General features: G+C 27.1%; 16 protein-coding genes. 2 read left to right on the plus strand and 14 right to left on the minus strand.

The features are described from left to right. Positions 1–41: 41 nt before the first annotated feature. From K0039_RS13890 to K0039_RS13900, 3 genes are all read right to left on the minus strand, one after another. Positions 42–2,189, minus strand: coding sequence for a YhgE/Pip domain-containing protein (locus tag K0039_RS13890; protein ID WP_228105674.1), 2,148 nt, complete (start codon positions 2,187–2,189; stop codon positions 42–44). Between the two features lie 321 nt (positions 2,190–2,510). Continuing rightward, a complete protein-coding gene (locus K0039_RS13895) occupies positions 2,511–2,732 on the minus strand; it encodes a NifU family protein (RefSeq protein WP_039678857.1) in 222 nt (73 codons plus the stop codon). 126 nt (positions 2,733–2,858) lie between these two features. Then, positions 2,859–4,208, minus strand: coding sequence for a purple acid phosphatase family protein (locus K0039_RS13900; RefSeq protein ID WP_228105675.1), 1,350 nt, complete (start codon positions 4,206–4,208; stop codon positions 2,859–2,861). 170 nt (positions 4,209–4,378) lie between these two features. Here K0039_RS13900 and K0039_RS13905 point away from each other — a divergent pair, with 170 nt between their 5' ends. Then, the gene (locus K0039_RS13905; protein WP_306665650.1) at positions 4,379–5,032 is read left to right on the plus strand and encodes an HAD family hydrolase; all 654 of its coding nucleotides are present in this window, start codon (positions 4,379–4,381) and stop codon (positions 5,030–5,032) included. Between the two features lie 38 nt (positions 5,033–5,070). On the opposite strand, the gene aroF is transcribed toward K0039_RS13905, so the two are convergent. The 4 genes from aroF to K0039_RS13925 all read right to left on the minus strand — a co-directional run bounded on the left by aroF (position 5,071) and on the right by K0039_RS13925 (position 7,670). Further along, the gene (aroF, locus tag K0039_RS13910) at positions 5,071–6,075 is read right to left on the minus strand and encodes a 3-deoxy-7-phosphoheptulonate synthase (RefSeq protein ID WP_228105677.1); all 1,005 of its coding nucleotides are present in this window, start codon (positions 6,073–6,075) and stop codon (positions 5,071–5,073) included. A gap of 17 nt (positions 6,076–6,092) precedes the next feature. Next, positions 6,093–6,365, minus strand: coding sequence for a chorismate mutase (locus tag K0039_RS13915; protein ID WP_228105678.1), 273 nt, complete (start codon positions 6,363–6,365; stop codon positions 6,093–6,095). 203 nt (positions 6,366–6,568) lie between these two features. Next, complete coding sequence (locus K0039_RS13920; protein ID WP_228105679.1) at positions 6,569–7,264, minus strand: CPBP family intramembrane glutamic endopeptidase; 696 nt, start codon at positions 7,262–7,264, stop codon at positions 6,569–6,571. Between the two features lie 94 nt (positions 7,265–7,358). Further along, a complete protein-coding gene (locus tag K0039_RS13925) occupies positions 7,359–7,670 on the minus strand; it encodes a helix-turn-helix domain-containing protein (protein WP_228105680.1) in 312 nt (103 codons plus the stop codon). Positions 7,671–8,064: 394 nt separating this feature from the next. Here K0039_RS13925 and K0039_RS13930 point away from each other — a divergent pair, with 394 nt between their 5' ends. After that, complete coding sequence (locus tag K0039_RS13930; RefSeq protein ID WP_228105681.1) at positions 8,065–9,171, plus strand: DEAD/DEAH box helicase; 1,107 nt, start codon at positions 8,065–8,067, stop codon at positions 9,169–9,171. A 37-nt stretch (positions 9,172–9,208) separates the two neighbouring features. Here K0039_RS13930 and K0039_RS13935 read toward each other — a convergent pair whose 3' ends face one another. The 7 genes from K0039_RS13935 to K0039_RS13965 all read right to left on the minus strand — a co-directional run bounded on the left by K0039_RS13935 (position 9,209) and on the right by K0039_RS13965 (position 16,878). Beyond that, positions 9,209–9,475 (minus strand): hypothetical protein, encoded by a 267-nt coding sequence (locus K0039_RS13935; RefSeq protein ID WP_228105682.1) that lies wholly within the window; start codon positions 9,473–9,475, stop codon positions 9,209–9,211. 118 nt (positions 9,476–9,593) lie between these two features. Continuing rightward, positions 9,594–10,040, minus strand: coding sequence for a YaiI/YqxD family protein (locus K0039_RS13940; protein ID WP_228105683.1), 447 nt, complete (start codon positions 10,038–10,040; stop codon positions 9,594–9,596). Between the two features lie 15 nt (positions 10,041–10,055). Next, positions 10,056–10,895 (minus strand): anti-sigma factor domain-containing protein, encoded by an 840-nt coding sequence (locus K0039_RS13945; RefSeq protein WP_228105684.1) that lies wholly within the window; start codon positions 10,893–10,895, stop codon positions 10,056–10,058. A gap of 8 nt (positions 10,896–10,903) precedes the next feature. Beyond that, on the minus strand, positions 10,904–11,554 hold the full coding sequence (locus K0039_RS13950; RefSeq protein WP_228105685.1) for an RNA polymerase subunit sigma: 651 nt from the start codon (positions 11,552–11,554) through the stop codon (positions 10,904–10,906). 190 nt (positions 11,555–11,744) lie between these two features. Further along, positions 11,745–12,575 carry an aldo/keto reductase gene (locus K0039_RS13955; protein WP_228105686.1) on the minus strand — a complete coding sequence of 277 codons (831 nt, stop codon included), beginning with the start codon at positions 12,573–12,575 and terminating at the stop codon, positions 11,745–11,747. 150 nt (positions 12,576–12,725) lie between these two features. Further along, the gene (locus K0039_RS13960) at positions 12,726–14,582 is read right to left on the minus strand and encodes an ABC transporter ATP-binding protein (RefSeq protein WP_331476761.1); all 1,857 of its coding nucleotides are present in this window, start codon (positions 14,580–14,582) and stop codon (positions 12,726–12,728) included. Beyond that, positions 14,575–16,878 (minus strand): ABC transporter ATP-binding protein, encoded by a 2,304-nt coding sequence (locus K0039_RS13965; protein ID WP_228105687.1) that lies wholly within the window; start codon positions 16,876–16,878, stop codon positions 14,575–14,577. The genes K0039_RS13960 and K0039_RS13965 overlap by 8 nt, the downstream gene beginning before the upstream one ends. Positions 16,879–16,894: the final 16 nt, after the last annotated feature.

Genomic DNA, 16,894 nt, shown 5'->3' on the forward strand with positions numbered 1-16,894 from the left:
TAAATTGATTGTGTCAATTTATCCTTTATTTATAGAGTATTTTAATGTTCTGTAAGTCTACTTTCTTCCATTCTCTTTGTAAACCTATGTAACATTTTATTAATAGGTCCTTTTAGCAGAACATTTAGTACTATAGCTAATGCTAAGAAAACTAAAAGTACAATTATATCTCCAGTTAAATTAGGTTCGTATATTCCTGCTACTGCCTCTCTTAATGCTGATATTCCATAAGTAAATGGTAAGAAAGGATTAACATTTTGGAAAAACTTCGGTGTCACTTGTATAGGGAATGTTCCTCCTGATCCAGCAACCTGTATTACTAATAAAATAACCGCCATAGCTTTTCCTATATTTCCAAACACAGACACCAGCGAGTATACTATAAAAGTAAACACCAAGCTGATGAGCAATGATAGTGATATAAATATAGCCGGGTTATTTACTGTAACCCCTAGGAAATATATATCCCCTGCACTTACAATTAGCGCTTGTAATAAGGCTATTGATAAGAATGTAAGTCCTCTACCAAAATAAACTTGATAAGGCTTATATTTTCCATGTACTTCTGTTGTTAAAAGCGAAGTTAAAAGTAAAACTCCAACCCAAAGACTAAGAACTGTATAGAAAGGCGTCATTGCTGCACCATAGTTTGCCATTGGATATAGTGAATTAGTTACTAGCTCTACTGGCTCTTTTAAGAAATTAGACTGTTCAATTATATCATTTTTTAAGAATTTAATTAAATCATCCATTTCTTCACTATTATTTACTATAGATAAATCTGATACTAATTTATTTAGCGCAGATTCTGCTTCTGGAACTTTTTTCTTTATATAGTCAATTGACTCATCTGCATCTCCTGATAAATTAATTGCTGTATCTAATATATTATTGATTTTAGGAAGTTTATCTTCTGCTTTTTCTAATAATGATATAACATCGCTAGATACAGTTATTCCCTTATTAAATATTTCATTAAGAGGAGCTGCTATTTTAGTGTCATAATTATTGAATAAGTTACTAGTAATTTTATTCACATCATTTAGCACAGTTACAATTCCATTTAAGTTATCTAATGAAGGTTTTTCTCCATTATTTATTTGTTCTTTAACTTTTGCTAAAGATGCCTTCACTGAATTAAGCTTACTATTTATTTCATTAATAGAGTCTATAGTTCCTTGAAGAGATGTATCAGGTGTTATTTTATCTAATTGAGTTAAAAAGTCTGATAGTTTAGTTGATATGGATAATAAGTGATCAACTTTGTTATAAAGACCATCTGCTAACTCTGGTGCATTTTCATATCCTTTTTCTATAGCTGTTATCAAATCTCCTACACCGCTAGCTACTGATGATGATATATCATTTATTATTTTTATATCATTTTTTATAGTTGGAGCAATATCATTCATACTAGATTTTGTTCCTTGTAAAAACTCTTTTACATCTTTAGATATATCAATAGAATTTTTTAATGTTGATTCTATTTGAGGCATATCATTTTGAAGTAATTTAGATATTTCACCAATTTGGCTAGACGCATCACTAGCTGTATTTAAAATATTATCTATTTTACCAAACTTGCCTTGAACTTCAATTAAAGAATTTTCTATTTTTGTAAGCATAGGAAGATTTTCTTCCAATGATATTCCCAAATCATTTAATGTTGTGAATACTGCTTCACTGGCTGTTTTTACAACATTTTGATCAACTTGTAGTTGTATTGTAGATGCCCCTTTATCTGTTATCTTTGGTGCAATTGCATTTATTTTTTCATTTACTGTATATTTGATTTCTGCTTTATGTATGTCCTTGCTTAATACTGATATAATATTTTTAGAGAAGTCTGGTGTAATTTCTATTGAAGCATAGTATTTACCTGTCTCAACACCTTTCTTCGCTTCTTCTTCATCAACAAATTTCCATCCTAAGGAGTTGTTATTTTTCAGCTCATCCACTAATTTATCTCCAACATTCAAATCTTTCTCGAATAAAGTTGCTCCTTTATCGTTGTTAACTACTGCCACTGATATATTAGATGTATTACCATAAGGATCCCAAGAAGCCTTTATATTGAACCAAGCATATAAAGATGGTAATACTGCAAGTGCTATTAGCACAATTATTAACGCCATATTCGTAGATATATCTTTTAAATCATCTCGAAATATTTTAAATATATTTTTCATAAGTATTCCTCCACTAAGTTGTAAGTTAAAAATGTCTTATTTGTGTTTTAACTTATTTTTTGATTTATTTTTAATATTTATACAGAAATCCTTCATATGTATTAAATACAATTAGTAAACAATTTTTGTTATTTACAAATTTTGTTAGATTTTTAAGCATTATATATTATATAACATATATTTGAAAATATAAATACAAATCCATATTTTAACATTAATTACTTACTTTATACAAGTTTTGTAAAATATAACTAAAATCATTATTTTAACACAATAAAAGACACTCAATAATGAGTGCCTTTCGTATATAATAAATAAAATTTATACTCCTACTACTTTTGTAACTCCTGGAACTTCTTTAACTAATAGGTTTTCTATAACTGCTTTTAAAGTCATAGTAGCACCTGGACATCCAGAGCATGCCCCTTTTAGTCTAACCAAAACAACCCCATCATCACTAACTTCTACTAATTCCACGTCTCCCCCATCTCTTTGTAAAACAGGTCTGACTTTTTCTAGCACTTCTGCAACTTTTTCTTTCATTATATGAACCCCCTTAAATATATTTTATATAATATATTTATAATTATATACCATGTCCAAATAACGCACCACAATGGAGCTTAATTATTTCATTTTATTATTATATAATAACAAAATTTGTATAAATTATTTTTGTATAATTATTTTATTATCAACAGGTTTATCTCTATTTACTTCGTAAGTAATTATATTTATTAAGTCCTGTTTAATTTCAATTACAGTGTATGTTGGTATTTCTTCAGAATAAATTTTTTTTATATACTTACTTTTATTTTTGTCTTGTTTATAAAACTTACTTCCTGTAGAAGAACTTCCTGTTATATAAGTTATTCCTTCATTATTTTTTATTATATCTACTTTTTCTTTTGAGTTTTCCAGCCTTTCCACTGTAAAATCCATTATTTTTTCATTATTTTTCAGTGGATAAGTTCTAGAGTATATATGATCATGACCGCATAAAACTAAATCAATTTTACTATCTTCTAATATTGGGGGCATTTCACTTCTTAATATTTTTATATCCTTATCATCCTCATGTTGTCCACCACCATAAATATCATGATGAAATACTGCAACTTTCCATTTCATATCTTTATTTTCTTCTACAGCTTCATCGATAAATTTTTTATGCTGGGATATATTTAAGTTATTTGTATTGACAAATAAATATAAAGTGTTTCCATAGGTAAAGTAGTAATCCCCTCCTGCTATAGTTTCTCCTAAATTAGTTAAGTTTGGCATATTAAAGTGATTACAAAAGTTCTCATTATCTTTGTCGTGGTTTCCAATGGCATTTGCTATTGGTATATGTCGCAAATAACTAGGTGATAAAAAACCAGAGTATTCTAAATTACTTTTATAAGTTTTGGATAAATCATAACTATCTTCTGTTGCATTAGTTACATCTCCACCACATACTATAAAGCTAGGATTATTACTTTTATCTACTGATTTTTTTATAACTTTATTCCAATTATAGGCATCCTTTTCTACTCCATCTTCATTAGATTTCATTTTTTTTGATGAAGCTCCAATTTGTGGATCTGCCATAAATACAAAAGTATAATTTTGAAAATCTTGTGTTTTATACTCTAATGGTTGGCTCCATAGTCCATCACACTCATATGAATAAATATAAGTTGTATTGGCTTTTAGGTTTGTAACAGTCACCTTATTACTTATAAATCCATTCCCTATATCAATACTTTCTCCCTCAAATATTCTTTCTTTTGCACCCTTTTCCCAAATTTTTATTTTGCTTGTTCCATGAGAATATTTGCTATACCAAGAAAAATTAAGCATGCTCTCATTTTCCCCTGGCGTTAAGCATATTTCTGAGAAATATTCTAATGATATCTGTTCTTTGCCATAGTTCAAAAAGCAATTTTTATTTTCTTTTGAAATAGACAATACAGGAAAAAATATTATAATAATAATAGACAATAAAATACTAATTATTTTCCTTTTATTTTTCATTTTTCACTCCTAAAATAATACTTGTTTTTAATATTATTTAATATTAGTGATAAATTATTTATCTTAATAATTAAAATGTAAAATTATATTAGAAATAAATTAGTAAAAATACCACATTAAAATTTATTCGTGGTGTATATAATAACTTAATAGAGATAAGGGGATTTATGATGAATTACAACACTTTGATTTTTGATTTAGATGGCACTCTTTTAAATTCTTTAGATGATTTAGCTGATAGTGTTAATTATGCTTTAGAAAAATTAAACTTTCCCATTAGAAGTAAGGAAGAGATTTGTTCTTATATTGGAAATGGTATTGAAAAATTAATTGAGCTTTCACTACCAGATAAAACTTCTTATGATAAATTTGCAGAATGTTTATTTATTTTCAAAAGGTATTATTCTAAAAATCTAAGAAATAAGACTAAACCTTATGATGGAATAATTGAATTACTTGATTATTTAAAAGAAAATAAATATAAAACAGCAATTGTATCTAATAAATTTCAAGATGGCGTTACAGAATTAAATGACCATTATTTTTCAGAGTATATTCAAGTAGCAATAGGGAAATCTCCTGAAAGAAGAAAAAAACCATACCCTGATACAGTGTTAAAAGCTATGAATGACTTAGATTCGTCTAAAGATAAGTGCTTATATATTGGTGATAGTGAGGTAGATTTTAAAACAGCAAAAAATGCGAATATAGATTTTGTAGGAGTTTCTTGGGGATTTAGAGATAAAAATGTATTAGAAGATTTAGGTGCAGATTATATAATTAATGCTCCAAATGATTTAATATCTATATTAGGTTGTAAATAGTTTCAATAAAAAAGGAGCATACGCTCCTTTTTTTATATTTAACCTTCTAAACTAGATAGTATTTTTATTTTTTTCATAAGTTTATCAAATTGTTCTGGTGTTATTGATTGTTGTCCATCAGATAAAGCCTTTTGAGGGTTATTATGAACTTCTATCATAAGACCGTCACATCCTGCAACTACAGCAGCTTTTGACATAGACTCCACATATTCACTACTTCCTGTTCCATGACTTGGATCTACTATTATTGGTAAATGTGAATGTTTTTTTACTACAGGAATAGCACTTAGATCTAAAGTATTTCTAGTATAAGTTTCAAAAGTCCTTATTCCTCTTTCACATAAAATTATATTTTTATTTCCACCTGCCATAATATGCTCTGCGCTAAGAAGCCATTCTTCTATTGTTGAAGATAGCCCTCTTTTTAATATTACTGGCTTGTCAGTTTTTCCTACTTGTTTTAATAAATCATAGTTTTGCATATTTCTTGCACCAATTTGTATTACATCAACAGTATTCATGAATTCATCTAAATAGCTAATTGACATAAGCTCAGATATAATAGGAAGGCCTGTTTCCTTCTTTGCAATTTCCATTAATTTAAGTCCATCTAGTTCTAATCCTTGGAAACTATATGGAGAGGTTCTTGGCTTAAAAGCTCCTCCTCTTAAAAAGTTGGCTCCACTTTTTTTTACTTTTCTTGCAATCTCAACAATTTGCTCTTCACTTTCCACAGCACAAGGTCCAGCTATTATTCCAAGGTGTTTATCTCCAATTTTATTACCATTTATATTTACAATAGTATCTTCTGGATGGAATAATCTATTTGCTTTTTTATATGGTTCTTGAACCTTTAATAATTTTGATACACATTTTAAAGCTTTAACTTTTTCTAAATCAGATTCTGATGTATCTCCTAATATTCCTATAACACAGTTGTGTTTTCCTTTTGAGACATTAACTCCTAAATTTTTATTTGTTATATAATTTACTACTTGATTTATATCGTCACTAGTGTAGTTTTTGTCCATTACTACAATCATAGTTTGCCTCCCTCTATTTAGCGGTGATTTTCTTCATTTTGTATCAGTTTGCTTAAATTCATTAGATTTCTAAAAAATCCTTCTAATACAAATCTATAATCCTTGTTTTTTAAATAAGATAAATTTTTTTGAATAACTTCTTCTTCTCTCTTAGCATTTAAAATTCCTATTTCTTGCTCTTTTTTGCATCTTGATATTTCTTTTGATATATCCATACGTCTTTCAAATAATTCAGTTATCTGCTTATCTATTTCATCTATCTCATCTCTATAATTCTTTAAGTTGTCCATAATTTTCTTCCTTTCTTATTCAATTTAAAAAAGAGAGCTTATGAGCTCTCTAATAATATCTAATTTATGTAGATATTTCAATAGTTTCTTATTTATTTTATTATTATAAGAAATCTATAAGTATAAGTGAACTCACAATCATGATCTTCCTTTTACTTATTATTTTATCAAGTCATTTTAGTTATTCCATATTTATTAAAAACTTACCTTGCAAAAAAAACATTTATCAAACTATGTACAAATATACATAAATAAATATCTTTATATTTTATTTTAACTATTCCAAGTATAAAGGCTATTATTAAGCCAAGGAATACTTTCGAAATAATTATATCTATTGTAAAAAATGAACTACCAACTACACTTAAGTTCTGACTTACTATGTCCCAATAACCTATTTTAAATAAAGCTGATAACAAACTTACAATTACTAAAACTTTTTTTTCATCTTTTTGGAAACTTCTAATATAGTTCCATACATAATCTCTAAAAATCACTTCTTCAAATATAGGTTGCGCTATTAAAGCTAATGTAAGTATTATTAAATTAGATGATACATATCCACCATAAAAATATGGTGATACAAATATGGCACATAAAGCTGCCCCACCTAATATTAATCTTATATATTTATTATCATATCTGTTATTTAACTTAACCAGCCTTTGTCCTGGTGGATTGAATAAATCATTTCCCCTCAAAATAAGAGAAAGACTTATGCCAACTAACATAATAGATATAATATTAGCAATATTAACATTTTCCAATGTGAAGTTTAACTGACTTAAAAATATATATTTTATAATTACCCTAGCAATCTGTACTATAACCAGCAAAATAATAGCATCTAAAACATATTCTTTATTTTTAGAAATATATCTATCTTCTTTTATATTCAAACATATCACCCACAATTTATTTTGTATAGTATTCATTATAGCACAGTATTAGTAATATATAGAAATATAAAATCATAATAATTTAAGTCTTTAATTAGTCATATAATCCATTTAAAACTCTACAAACTGTCGCCTTACTCCATGAAGTTTCTTTTGATATTTCTCTGTAACTAAGTCCATCATTTCTTAGTTCTTTTATTTGCTCAATATCTGAGTCCTTAATTTGTTTTTCTTTTGGTTTCAGATTGTTTCTTAATAATCTTAAATGTTCAATCTCCTCTTTTAAACTCTCTATTTCCATTTGTTTTGCTCTTAATTTTTCTTCGTAAGCATCTCTCATTTCATTAAACTCTTTAATATAATTAACTTTCCAATCATCTGGTGATTTTGTTTTAAATAATCCCATTTTATTACACCTCTATTCATATTTATTTCCTTCAATATAAGATAATTTCTTTATTTCCAACGAAATTCCTTGTAATTTACAATTAAATCTATTCTAAAAATTAGTCTAAAATTCAACCTTTTTTATTAATTTTCAAAATATTATTTTGTTTTTCTATGAATTAAGAGTATCTTCTTGGTTAAATATTAAAATAATAATATTTAATTTGTATTGACGTAGGATTTATTCTTGTAATGTGATATTATAAATTAGATAAAAAATATATAAAATTAACTTCTCTTTACACACTATATATCTTTCCTATGATATTAAACTAACATATGGGAATTTTTCTTTAGGTACATTTGTTGCTTAAAATTTAGAGAAGTAAAATTTATAAAGAGAGGTCGTAAATATGAATTTTAAAGAATTAGGCATAGGTAATGACTTTGTAAATGAGTTAAGTCAAATGGGAATAAAAACTCCTACACCTATACAAGAAGAAGCTATTCCTTTAATTTTAAATAAAAAAGATATAATTGCTCAATCTCAAACTGGTACAGGTAAAACTTTCGCCTTCTTATTACCAATGTTTGAGAATATTAACCCAAAAGATAATAATATTCAAGGATTAATTATTACCCCAACTAGAGAACTTGCTATTCAGATAAGTGAAGCTGCTCAAAAATTGAATAAAGCTGAAGAAATAAATATATTAGCTGCTTACGGTGGAAAAGATATAAAATCTCAATTAAATAAATTAAAAAGAAGTATTCATTTAGTAATTGCTACTCCTGGTAGGCTTTTAGATCATTTAGATAGAGATTCTATAAATCTTAGTAAGTTAAAAACACTTGTTATAGATGAAGCTGACCAAATGCTTTTAATGGGCTTTAAGAACGAGATGGAAGCCATTATAAAAGAAACTAATAAAAAAAGACAAACTTTGTGCTTTTCAGCAACTATGGATTCTGATGTAAAGAAACTAGCTTTCAGACATACAAAAGATCCTGCCGAAATAACAATAAAGAGTAAAGAAATAACTTTAGACAGTATTAGACAGGAAGTTGTTGAAACTACAGATAGACATAAAAAAGATGCTTTGTGTAAAGTGTTGAATGAAGATAATCCATTTATGGCAATTATTTTTTGTAGAACAAAAAGAAGAGTTGATGCTTTAGAAGAGGCTCTTGCTATTGATGGCTATAATTGTGAAAAATTACATAGTGATATTTCTCAATCTAAGCGTGAGAGAATAATGAAATCTTTTAGAAAAGCTGATATTCAGTATCTGATTGCTACGGATGTAGCCTCTAGGGGTCTTGATATTACTGGTGTAACCCATATTTATAACTATGATATACCAGAAGCTAGTGAAGATTATATTCATCGTATAGGTAGAACTGGTAGAGCTGGAGAAGATGGCTATACTTGTATGTTTGTTGATCCTAAAAATACTAGAACCTTAGAAGAAATTGAAAGTGATATTAAATATAAAATTCCTAGAAGAGTTTTAGAATAATTTAATAAAAAAACCTATCTAATTTTAGATAGGTTTTTTAATTATGATCAATCATAAATTTAAATTTAATACATAAATCATGCTTACATAAATCTATCAACTTGTAGGCAACGTGATTTTTCGGTTCATTATCATCCTCATCTTCATCGATTCCTATAGATACTATTTTTTGATTTTCATAATCAAATTTAATATTAATATTAGGTGTATAAAAGTCTTTTATATCCACAGAAAAGTCATATAGTTTATCTTGTTTATTACTTTCAATACTCTTAATTATTAAATGTTTATTTTCAAATAACAAATTATCACCATCCTTATATAATCTATATTTTCCATACTTAGTAAATTTATAAATAAAAAACAGTATTAATTTATTTATTAATACTGTTTTTCATATCTTTTTTATTTTAAGATTATTTTTAATTACTAATAAGGAATTTTTTGCAAACTTCAACTAAAGTTTTTTCAAAATTATTATTGTCTTCGTTAGATCTTTTCTTAGGTCCTTTAACTTTGCCTCCACTTTTTCTAATTTTTTTAGATATATGTCTGTTATAAAGTAACCTATCAATATTGTCATTTGTATAGATTAAACCATTTTGATTTATAACATAAGATGCTTTATTAATTGCCATTGCTGCTAAACCATAATCTTGTGTTATAACAATATCTTCTTTTTGAACAAGATTTATAAGTGCAAAATCAACAGAATCTGCTCCTTTCGAAAATACCATTGTTTTTGCTCCTTCTTTATTAAAAACATGGGAGGTATCACACATTATAATAACATCTATATTAAATTGTTTTGATACCTTTATTGTTAAATCTATTACTGGACATCCATCTCCATCAATTAATATTTTCATATTATCTCCTATTTTTTAATCATCATCTTCATTGCCATCATCGTCATCATCATCGTCGCCCTCAGATTCATTTTCAGTTCTATCTTCTAACTCGTCTTGCAACTCATCCATAACTTCTTCATTTAAATAAACATTATCTTTACCATTTGCACCTAAAAGAGTCATAATTTCATCTACAGACATGTTTTCTATTGTATCTTCTAAAGTATCTTCATCTAGATCACATAATGCCTCATATCTACCTATACTCACACCTTTTTCTTTTGCAAGTGCTATATCTTCTTCAGTTCCTTTTAAATAAACAAACTTTGTATTATTTAATCCTTTACTAACCATATCTTTTACTTCATTTTCATACTTATCATTACTAATTTTATTAGTAAAGGTAAATCCTACTATACCTTCTTTACTATCACCATGATTTTTACTTAAATACTGTTCTAATATCTTTATTCCTTCTTCCAATGTTTTACCCTTTAATTCCTCTAGGTTAATTCTCTTGCCATCATCATTAAATCCATAAACATTGACTATATTTTTATTTTTATCTAATTCAAACTCAATACTTGGGTTGATATCTATAGACATTAAGGCATAAGTCCCATCTTTAGTATTATTTTTTACTATAGGTACTACTAATAATACTAGCATTGCAGCAATAGTCAAAAAAGGTATGATTTTATTTTTCATAGTATTTCTACTTTTAGTTAATTTATATAAGTCCTCTTCTAAGAAAATTATTGTGTCTCCAACTTGCATGTTTTCCTTATTTCTTATCCTAACAACAGTAGAGTCGTCTTTTAGAACTAAGGAATATTTTTCTTTTACTTCAAGTATAATTCCTTTATTATACATAATTCAACCTACCTTTTTATCCATAATTTTAAATTTCTATAATTCTTATCAAATATTATAATTACTGTAATAATAAATTTTTTACTACCTTTAATTATTTTTTCTGTTACATTAAATTGAAGTGAAATTCTTTTTATTGGTAATCTCTTTTTTTCATACATAAAATCTACTAGGGGGTTTTCTTTGCTGACCTTTTCAGATAGGTTTATAGCATTTTCTCTTGTTTTTTTATGTTTTGGAGCGTCATCAACTAAATCCTCAAAATCAAAACCAAATTCCTTCATATGCAACTTTAAATTTTCTATTTCATCTTTTAAATGGTTTTTGTCTTCTTTAGGATTAATAATTTCTTCACTAAATTCTATACCTTCTTTTTTTAAACTTTCTAAGGATGGGTCTAAACGATGTTTGTTTTCTTTTAATAAATAGTTTTTTATTCTACTACTTATTACTAAACTTGCAAATGGTAGAAATGGACCTTTATCTTCACTATATTTTTTCATAGCTTCATGAAATGCCAGTACACCTATACTAAACTCTTCATCATTTTCAATGGAAACATATCTCTTAGTTACTTTGCTTATTGATTTAATGATAAAAGGAAAATGTTCTTCAATAAATTCATTTTCCTCTGTGAAATTGCTTATTTTTAAATTCATTTATCTTCCTTTCTTTGTAATTTATATTCACTTATTTATAATAATTAAAATTGTAATCCTAGTTTTATGGCGAAAGAATCCAACTTCAATTCCTTTTGTATTATATAATACAATTACTATTTATTATTTAGGTACTTTTTCCCTTGTTAGCAGAATTTTTTTAACAAAAAAAGAGATTTAAAAATCTCTTTTATACTACTTTATATAAATTTTCATATTTTTGTGGTTTCATTCTTTCATTTTTATTAATAGAATCTATTTCGTCAATATCTTCTTTTTCTATCTCAAAATCAAATATATTAATATTTTCTTTAATTCTATTAAGTTTACTTGTTTTTGGTATGGCAATGACGTTATTTTGTAAATGCCATCTTAATATTATTTGTGCCTCACTTTTATTATATTTTTGAGATAATTTTTTAATTATGGTATTGGATGACAACTGTCCTCTCATTATGGGACTCCATGCTTGAACTACAATATTATGTCTTTTGCAGACTTTTAATAATTCTTTTTCTGAACGTTTAGGATGTATTTCTATTTGATTTACCATAGGGTTTATTTCTGAAAAACCTATAATTTCTTCTATTTGCTTTACTGTAAAATTACAAACGCCTATTGCTCTAACCTTTTTTTCTTTGTATAAATACTCCATAGCTCTCCAAGTTTCTTTAATGTTTTCTGTTGGCCAATGTACTAAGTATAAGTCTATGTATTCCAATCCCAACTTGTCCAAAGATTTATTAAAAGCATTTATTGTATTTTCATATCCATCATCATCAATCCATACCTTCGTAGTTACAAATAATTCTTCTCTATGTATACCAGACTCTCTGATACCTTTACCTATACCTTCTTCATTATTATAAAATGATGCTGTATCTATATTTCTATATCCTAAATCAATTGATTCTTTTATAATATTACAAGCTTCATTATTTTCGTTTTGTAACTTATATGTTCCAAAACCTACAATAGGAATTTCTACCCCATTAGATAATTGTCTAATCCTTCTTTCCATTTTTTAACCTCCACTAAAATGTCATTCACATACCCACAATTTTAATAATATATTATTTATTGTGAACCAGCAACTATATTAATATAACCAAAAACACCTTAAATATATATAATATATTTAAGGTGTTTTTTTCTTTATATATAATTATATTTACATAGCTTCTTTATCTGCAAATTGTGAATTATATAAATTTGCATAGAAACCATCTTTTGCTAATAATTCTTCGTGATTTCCTTGTTCAACAATATCTCCATCATTAATAACTAATATTAAATCTGCATTTCTTATAGTAGATAATCTGTGAGCAATTACAAAACTTGTTCTTCCTTCCATTAAATTATCCATAGCTTTTTGTATTAAAAGTTCAGTTCTTGTATCAACAGAACTTGTTGCTTCATCTAATATTAATATTTTAGGATCTGCCAATATTGCACGAGCTATAGTTAATAATTGTTTTTGACCTTGTGATATATTACTTGATTCTTCATTCAATAACATATTATATCCATCTGGTAAAGTTTTTATAAAGTGGTGAACATGGGCTGCTTTAGCAGCATTTATTACTTCATCATCACTAGCATTTAATCTACCATATCTAATATTTTCTTTTATTGAACCACTAAATAACCAAGTATCTTGAAGAACCATTCCAAATAATTCTCTAAGTTCTCCTCTATTGAAATCTTTAACATTATGACCATCCACAAGAATAGCTCCAGAGTTTACATCGTAGAATCTCATTAATAATTTTATCATAGTTGATTTACCTGCTCCTGTAGGTCCAACTAAAGCAACTTTTTGTCCTGGTTTTACATGAGCTGTAAAGTCTTTAATTATAGTTCTGTCTTTATCGTATCCAAACTTAACATTTTCAAAATCAATTCTACCTTCTAATCCTTCTATACTTACAGGATTTTCTACTGTTACATCTTCTTCCTCTTCATTTAGGAATTCAAATACCCTCTCGGCTGCAGCTGCTGTAGATTGTAACTGATTTGATATTTGAGCCATTTGTGCTATTGGTTGATTAAAACTTCTTACGTATTGAATAAATGACTGAATATCACCTACTTCAATTCTATTTTTTATAACTAAATATCCACCAAGTATTGAAACCACAACATAACTTAAATTTCCAACAAACATCATTATAGGCTGCATTGTACTTGATAAAAATTGAGCTCTCCATGCTGAATCATATAATTTATTATTAATTTTATTAAATTCTTTTATAGATTCTTCTTCTCCGTTAAATGCTTGCACTACTATGTGACCACCATATAGTTCTTCCACCTGTCCATTGACATTACCTAAGTATTCTTGTTGGCTCTTAAAGTACTTTTGAGATTTTTTAATAACAAAAGAAATTATAAATAATGATATTGGTATAACTACTAATGCACTAACTGTCATAAGTACACTTATAGTTAACATCATTATTAATACTCCTACTAAAGTAGTAACAGATGTTATTATTTGTGTTAAACTTTGATTTAAACTCATTGCTAAAGTGTCTATATCATTTGTAAACCTTGATAATACTTCCCCATGAGTTTTTGTATCAAAATATTTCATAGGTAATCTATTTATTTTTTTCACTAATTCATCTCTAAGGTTATATGCTACCTTTTGAGAAATACCACTCATTACGTACCCTTGTATAAATGAGAATATAGCACTTACTACATACAGTATAACTAAAGCTATTAATATTCTCTTTATAGCTTCAAAATCTATTCCAGTACTATTTCCAGATACTTTACCAACCAAACCATTAAATATTTCTGTTGTAGCTTTACCTAATATTTTAGGTCCTATTACTGAAAATGTTACGCTTCCTATGGCAAATATAAATACTATTATTATCGATAATTTATATTTAGCCAAGTAAGACATTAATGTTCTCATTGTTCCCTTGAAGTCTTTTGCTTTTTCTATTGGTCCACCTATTGCAGGACCACCCATAGGTCCTCTCGGTCTTCTTTGTCTATTGCCTTCTCTACTCATTTTCTAACTCCTCCTTTGAAAGTTGTGATAATGCTATTTCTTTATAGATTTCACAATTTTTTAGAAGTTCTTTATGCGTTCCTATTCCAACTATTCTTCCTTCATCTAATACTACGATTTGATCTGCATCTAAAATTGTACTAATTCTTTGAGCTACTATTAAAACTGTACTCTCTTTAGTTTCTGTCTTTAATGCTTTACGAAGTTTTGCATCTGTTTTAAAGTCTAGGGCAGAGAAACTATCATCAAATATAAATACTTCTGGATTTTTTGCTATTGCCCTGGCAATAGATAATCTTTGTTTCTGACCACCTGATACGTTTGATCCACCTTGAGATATTTCAGAATCAAATTTATCTTCCTTATCATTTATAAAATCTATTGATTGAGCTATCCTTGCTGCTTTTATTATCTCTTCTTCTGTAGCATCTTTTTTACCATATCTTAAGTTTGAATCAATCGTTCCAGAGAATAATACTCCTTTTTGTGGAACATAACCAATTTTATCTCTTAAGTCATGAAGCGATACATTTTTTATATCAGTCCCATCAACTTTAATTTCACCTTCTGTGACATCGTGGAATCTTGGTATTAAATTAATTAATGTTGACTTACCACTTCCTGTACTTCCAATAAATGCTGTTGTTTCACCTGGTTTTGCTGTAAAGTTGATATCATGTAATATTTTTTCATCTGCATCAGGGTACTTAAATGAAACATTTTTAAATTCAACTAAACCTTTTTTATTGTTGTCAAAAGTTTTAGGATTTTTATCTTCTTTAATTACTATATCTTTGTCTAATACTTCATTTATACGTTTAGCTGATACTGCTGCTCTTGGCAACATAACAGAAACCATTGATATCATTAAGAATGACATTACTATTTGCATTGTATATTGAATAAATGCCATCATATCTCCAACTTGCATTGCTCCAGTATCAATATTTTTTGCACCTACCCAAACTATTAATACTGATATAACGTTCATAACAAGCATCATAGCTGGCATCATACAAGACATCATTCTGTTAACAAACATATTTACTTTAGTTAAATCTTTATTAACTCCATCAAATCTATTTTCTTCAAATCTTTCTGTACTAAATGCACGTATAACAGGAAGCCCTGTTAGTATTTCTCTTGTTACTAAATTTAATTTATCTACTAAATTTTGCAATAATTTAAATCTAGGCATTACTGTTGAGAATAATATCCCTACTATTATAACAACACCTATAACTGCTACACCTATAATCCATGTCATTGATGTATTTGTATTCAGTGCTTTGTATATACCTCCAAGTGCCATAAATGGTGCATAAAATACCATTCTTAGCATCATAACTGTCATTTGTTGTATTTGTTGTATATCATTTGTACTACGTGTTATTAACGAGGCTGTAGAAAACTCAGTCATTTCTTTACTAGAAAATCTCATTACTTTTTCAAAAGTTTTAGATCTTAAAGTACGTCCTAAAGATGCTCCTACTTTTGATGCCAAAAATCCTACTGTAATAGCTGCTATCACACTTAGTACAGTTATTCCAATCATTATTGCTCCTGTAGTAAGTATGTACTTTGTTTGAAGACTTCCAGTATCTATACCAATTTCATTGTATTCATTCTTAACAAAAGATACAGCACCTTGACTAATCATGGCATCTGGTAAATCAATAAGTTGTTTATCAATTTCTTTAATCATGTCATCTCTTTGATCTTTTGTCATTGACTCTAATATTGTAAACATATCCATATTTTCTAAATTAGTATTCATTGAAGAATTTGGCATATTTCCTTGTGACATGTTTTGTGATGCCATATTAGACGTCATGTTCTTTTTCATTTGTTCTTGAATCATTTTACTTGATTCATCATCACTTTGTAATCCATATAGAATTAATTCTGGCTTACCAAGTATATCCTCTAATTTTGATAAAGTATTTTCTTTATCTGTATTTAATAAATATAAATCTTCTTTATCTAATGCTGGATATGATTCTTTGTATTTATTAAATTCATCACTACTTAAAGAATCCTTACTTAATAATTTATAATTATCTAGTATAGTATTTTTATTTTTATCACTCATAAAAATAAAAAGTTTATCCATTTGACTTTTTCTTATTACCTCTGGAACAGAATTTTCTATTCCTCCTTGTTGTATACCTATATTAATAATATTTGAAGTATAAGTAGGTAAAGATAGTTCACAACTTGCTTGGCCTGCTAAAAGTAATATAATAATAAAAATTATAAAACTTGAATTTTTTAAATGCTTAAATATTTTTAACATCTTTTCTCCCTTTCTT

The organism is Terrisporobacter mayombei (assembly GCF_020748465.1).
Lineage (GTDB): Bacteria > Bacillota > Clostridia > Peptostreptococcales > Peptostreptococcaceae > Terrisporobacter > Terrisporobacter mayombei.

Bases quoted from the DNA above. Each gene is read 5' to 3' on its own strand.
- K0039_RS13905 (WP_306665650.1), top strand. From the start codon at position 4,379: ATGAATTACAACACTTTGATTTTTGATTTAGATGGCACTCTTTTAAAT.
- K0039_RS13965 (WP_228105687.1), bottom strand. From the start codon at position 16,878: ATGTTAAAAATATTTAAGCATTTAAAAAATTCAAGTTTTATAATTTTT.
- K0039_RS13955 (WP_228105686.1), bottom strand. From the start codon at position 12,575: ATGGAAAGAAGGATTAGACAATTATCTAATGGGGTAGAAATTCCTATT.
- K0039_RS13915 (WP_228105678.1), bottom strand. From the start codon at position 6,365: ATGGACAACTTAAAGAATTATAGAGATGAGATAGATGAAATAGATAAG.
- aroF (WP_228105677.1), bottom strand. From the start codon at position 6,075: ATGATTGTAGTAATGGACAAAAACTACACTAGTGACGATATAAATCAA.
- K0039_RS13900 (WP_228105675.1), bottom strand. From the start codon at position 4,208: ATGAAAAATAAAAGGAAAATAATTAGTATTTTATTGTCTATTATTATT.
- K0039_RS13960 (WP_331476761.1), bottom strand. From the start codon at position 14,582: ATGAGTAGAGAAGGCAATAGACAAAGAAGACCGAGAGGACCTATGGGT.
- K0039_RS13890 (WP_228105674.1), bottom strand. From the start codon at position 2,189: ATGAAAAATATATTTAAAATATTTCGAGATGATTTAAAAGATATATCT.
- K0039_RS13895 (WP_039678857.1), bottom strand. From the start codon at position 2,732: ATGAAAGAAAAAGTTGCAGAAGTGCTAGAAAAAGTCAGACCTGTTTTA.
- K0039_RS13940 (WP_228105683.1), bottom strand. From the start codon at position 10,040: ATGAAAATATTAATTGATGGAGATGGATGTCCAGTAATAGATTTAACA.
- K0039_RS13945 (WP_228105684.1), bottom strand. From the start codon at position 10,895: ATGTATAATAAAGGAATTATACTTGAAGTAAAAGAAAAATATTCCTTA.
- K0039_RS13925 (WP_228105680.1), bottom strand. From the start codon at position 7,670: ATGGGATTATTTAAAACAAAATCACCAGATGATTGGAAAGTTAATTAT.
- K0039_RS13930 (WP_228105681.1), top strand. From the start codon at position 8,065: ATGAATTTTAAAGAATTAGGCATAGGTAATGACTTTGTAAATGAGTTA.
- K0039_RS13950 (WP_228105685.1), bottom strand. From the start codon at position 11,554: ATGAATTTAAAAATAAGCAATTTCACAGAGGAAAATGAATTTATTGAA.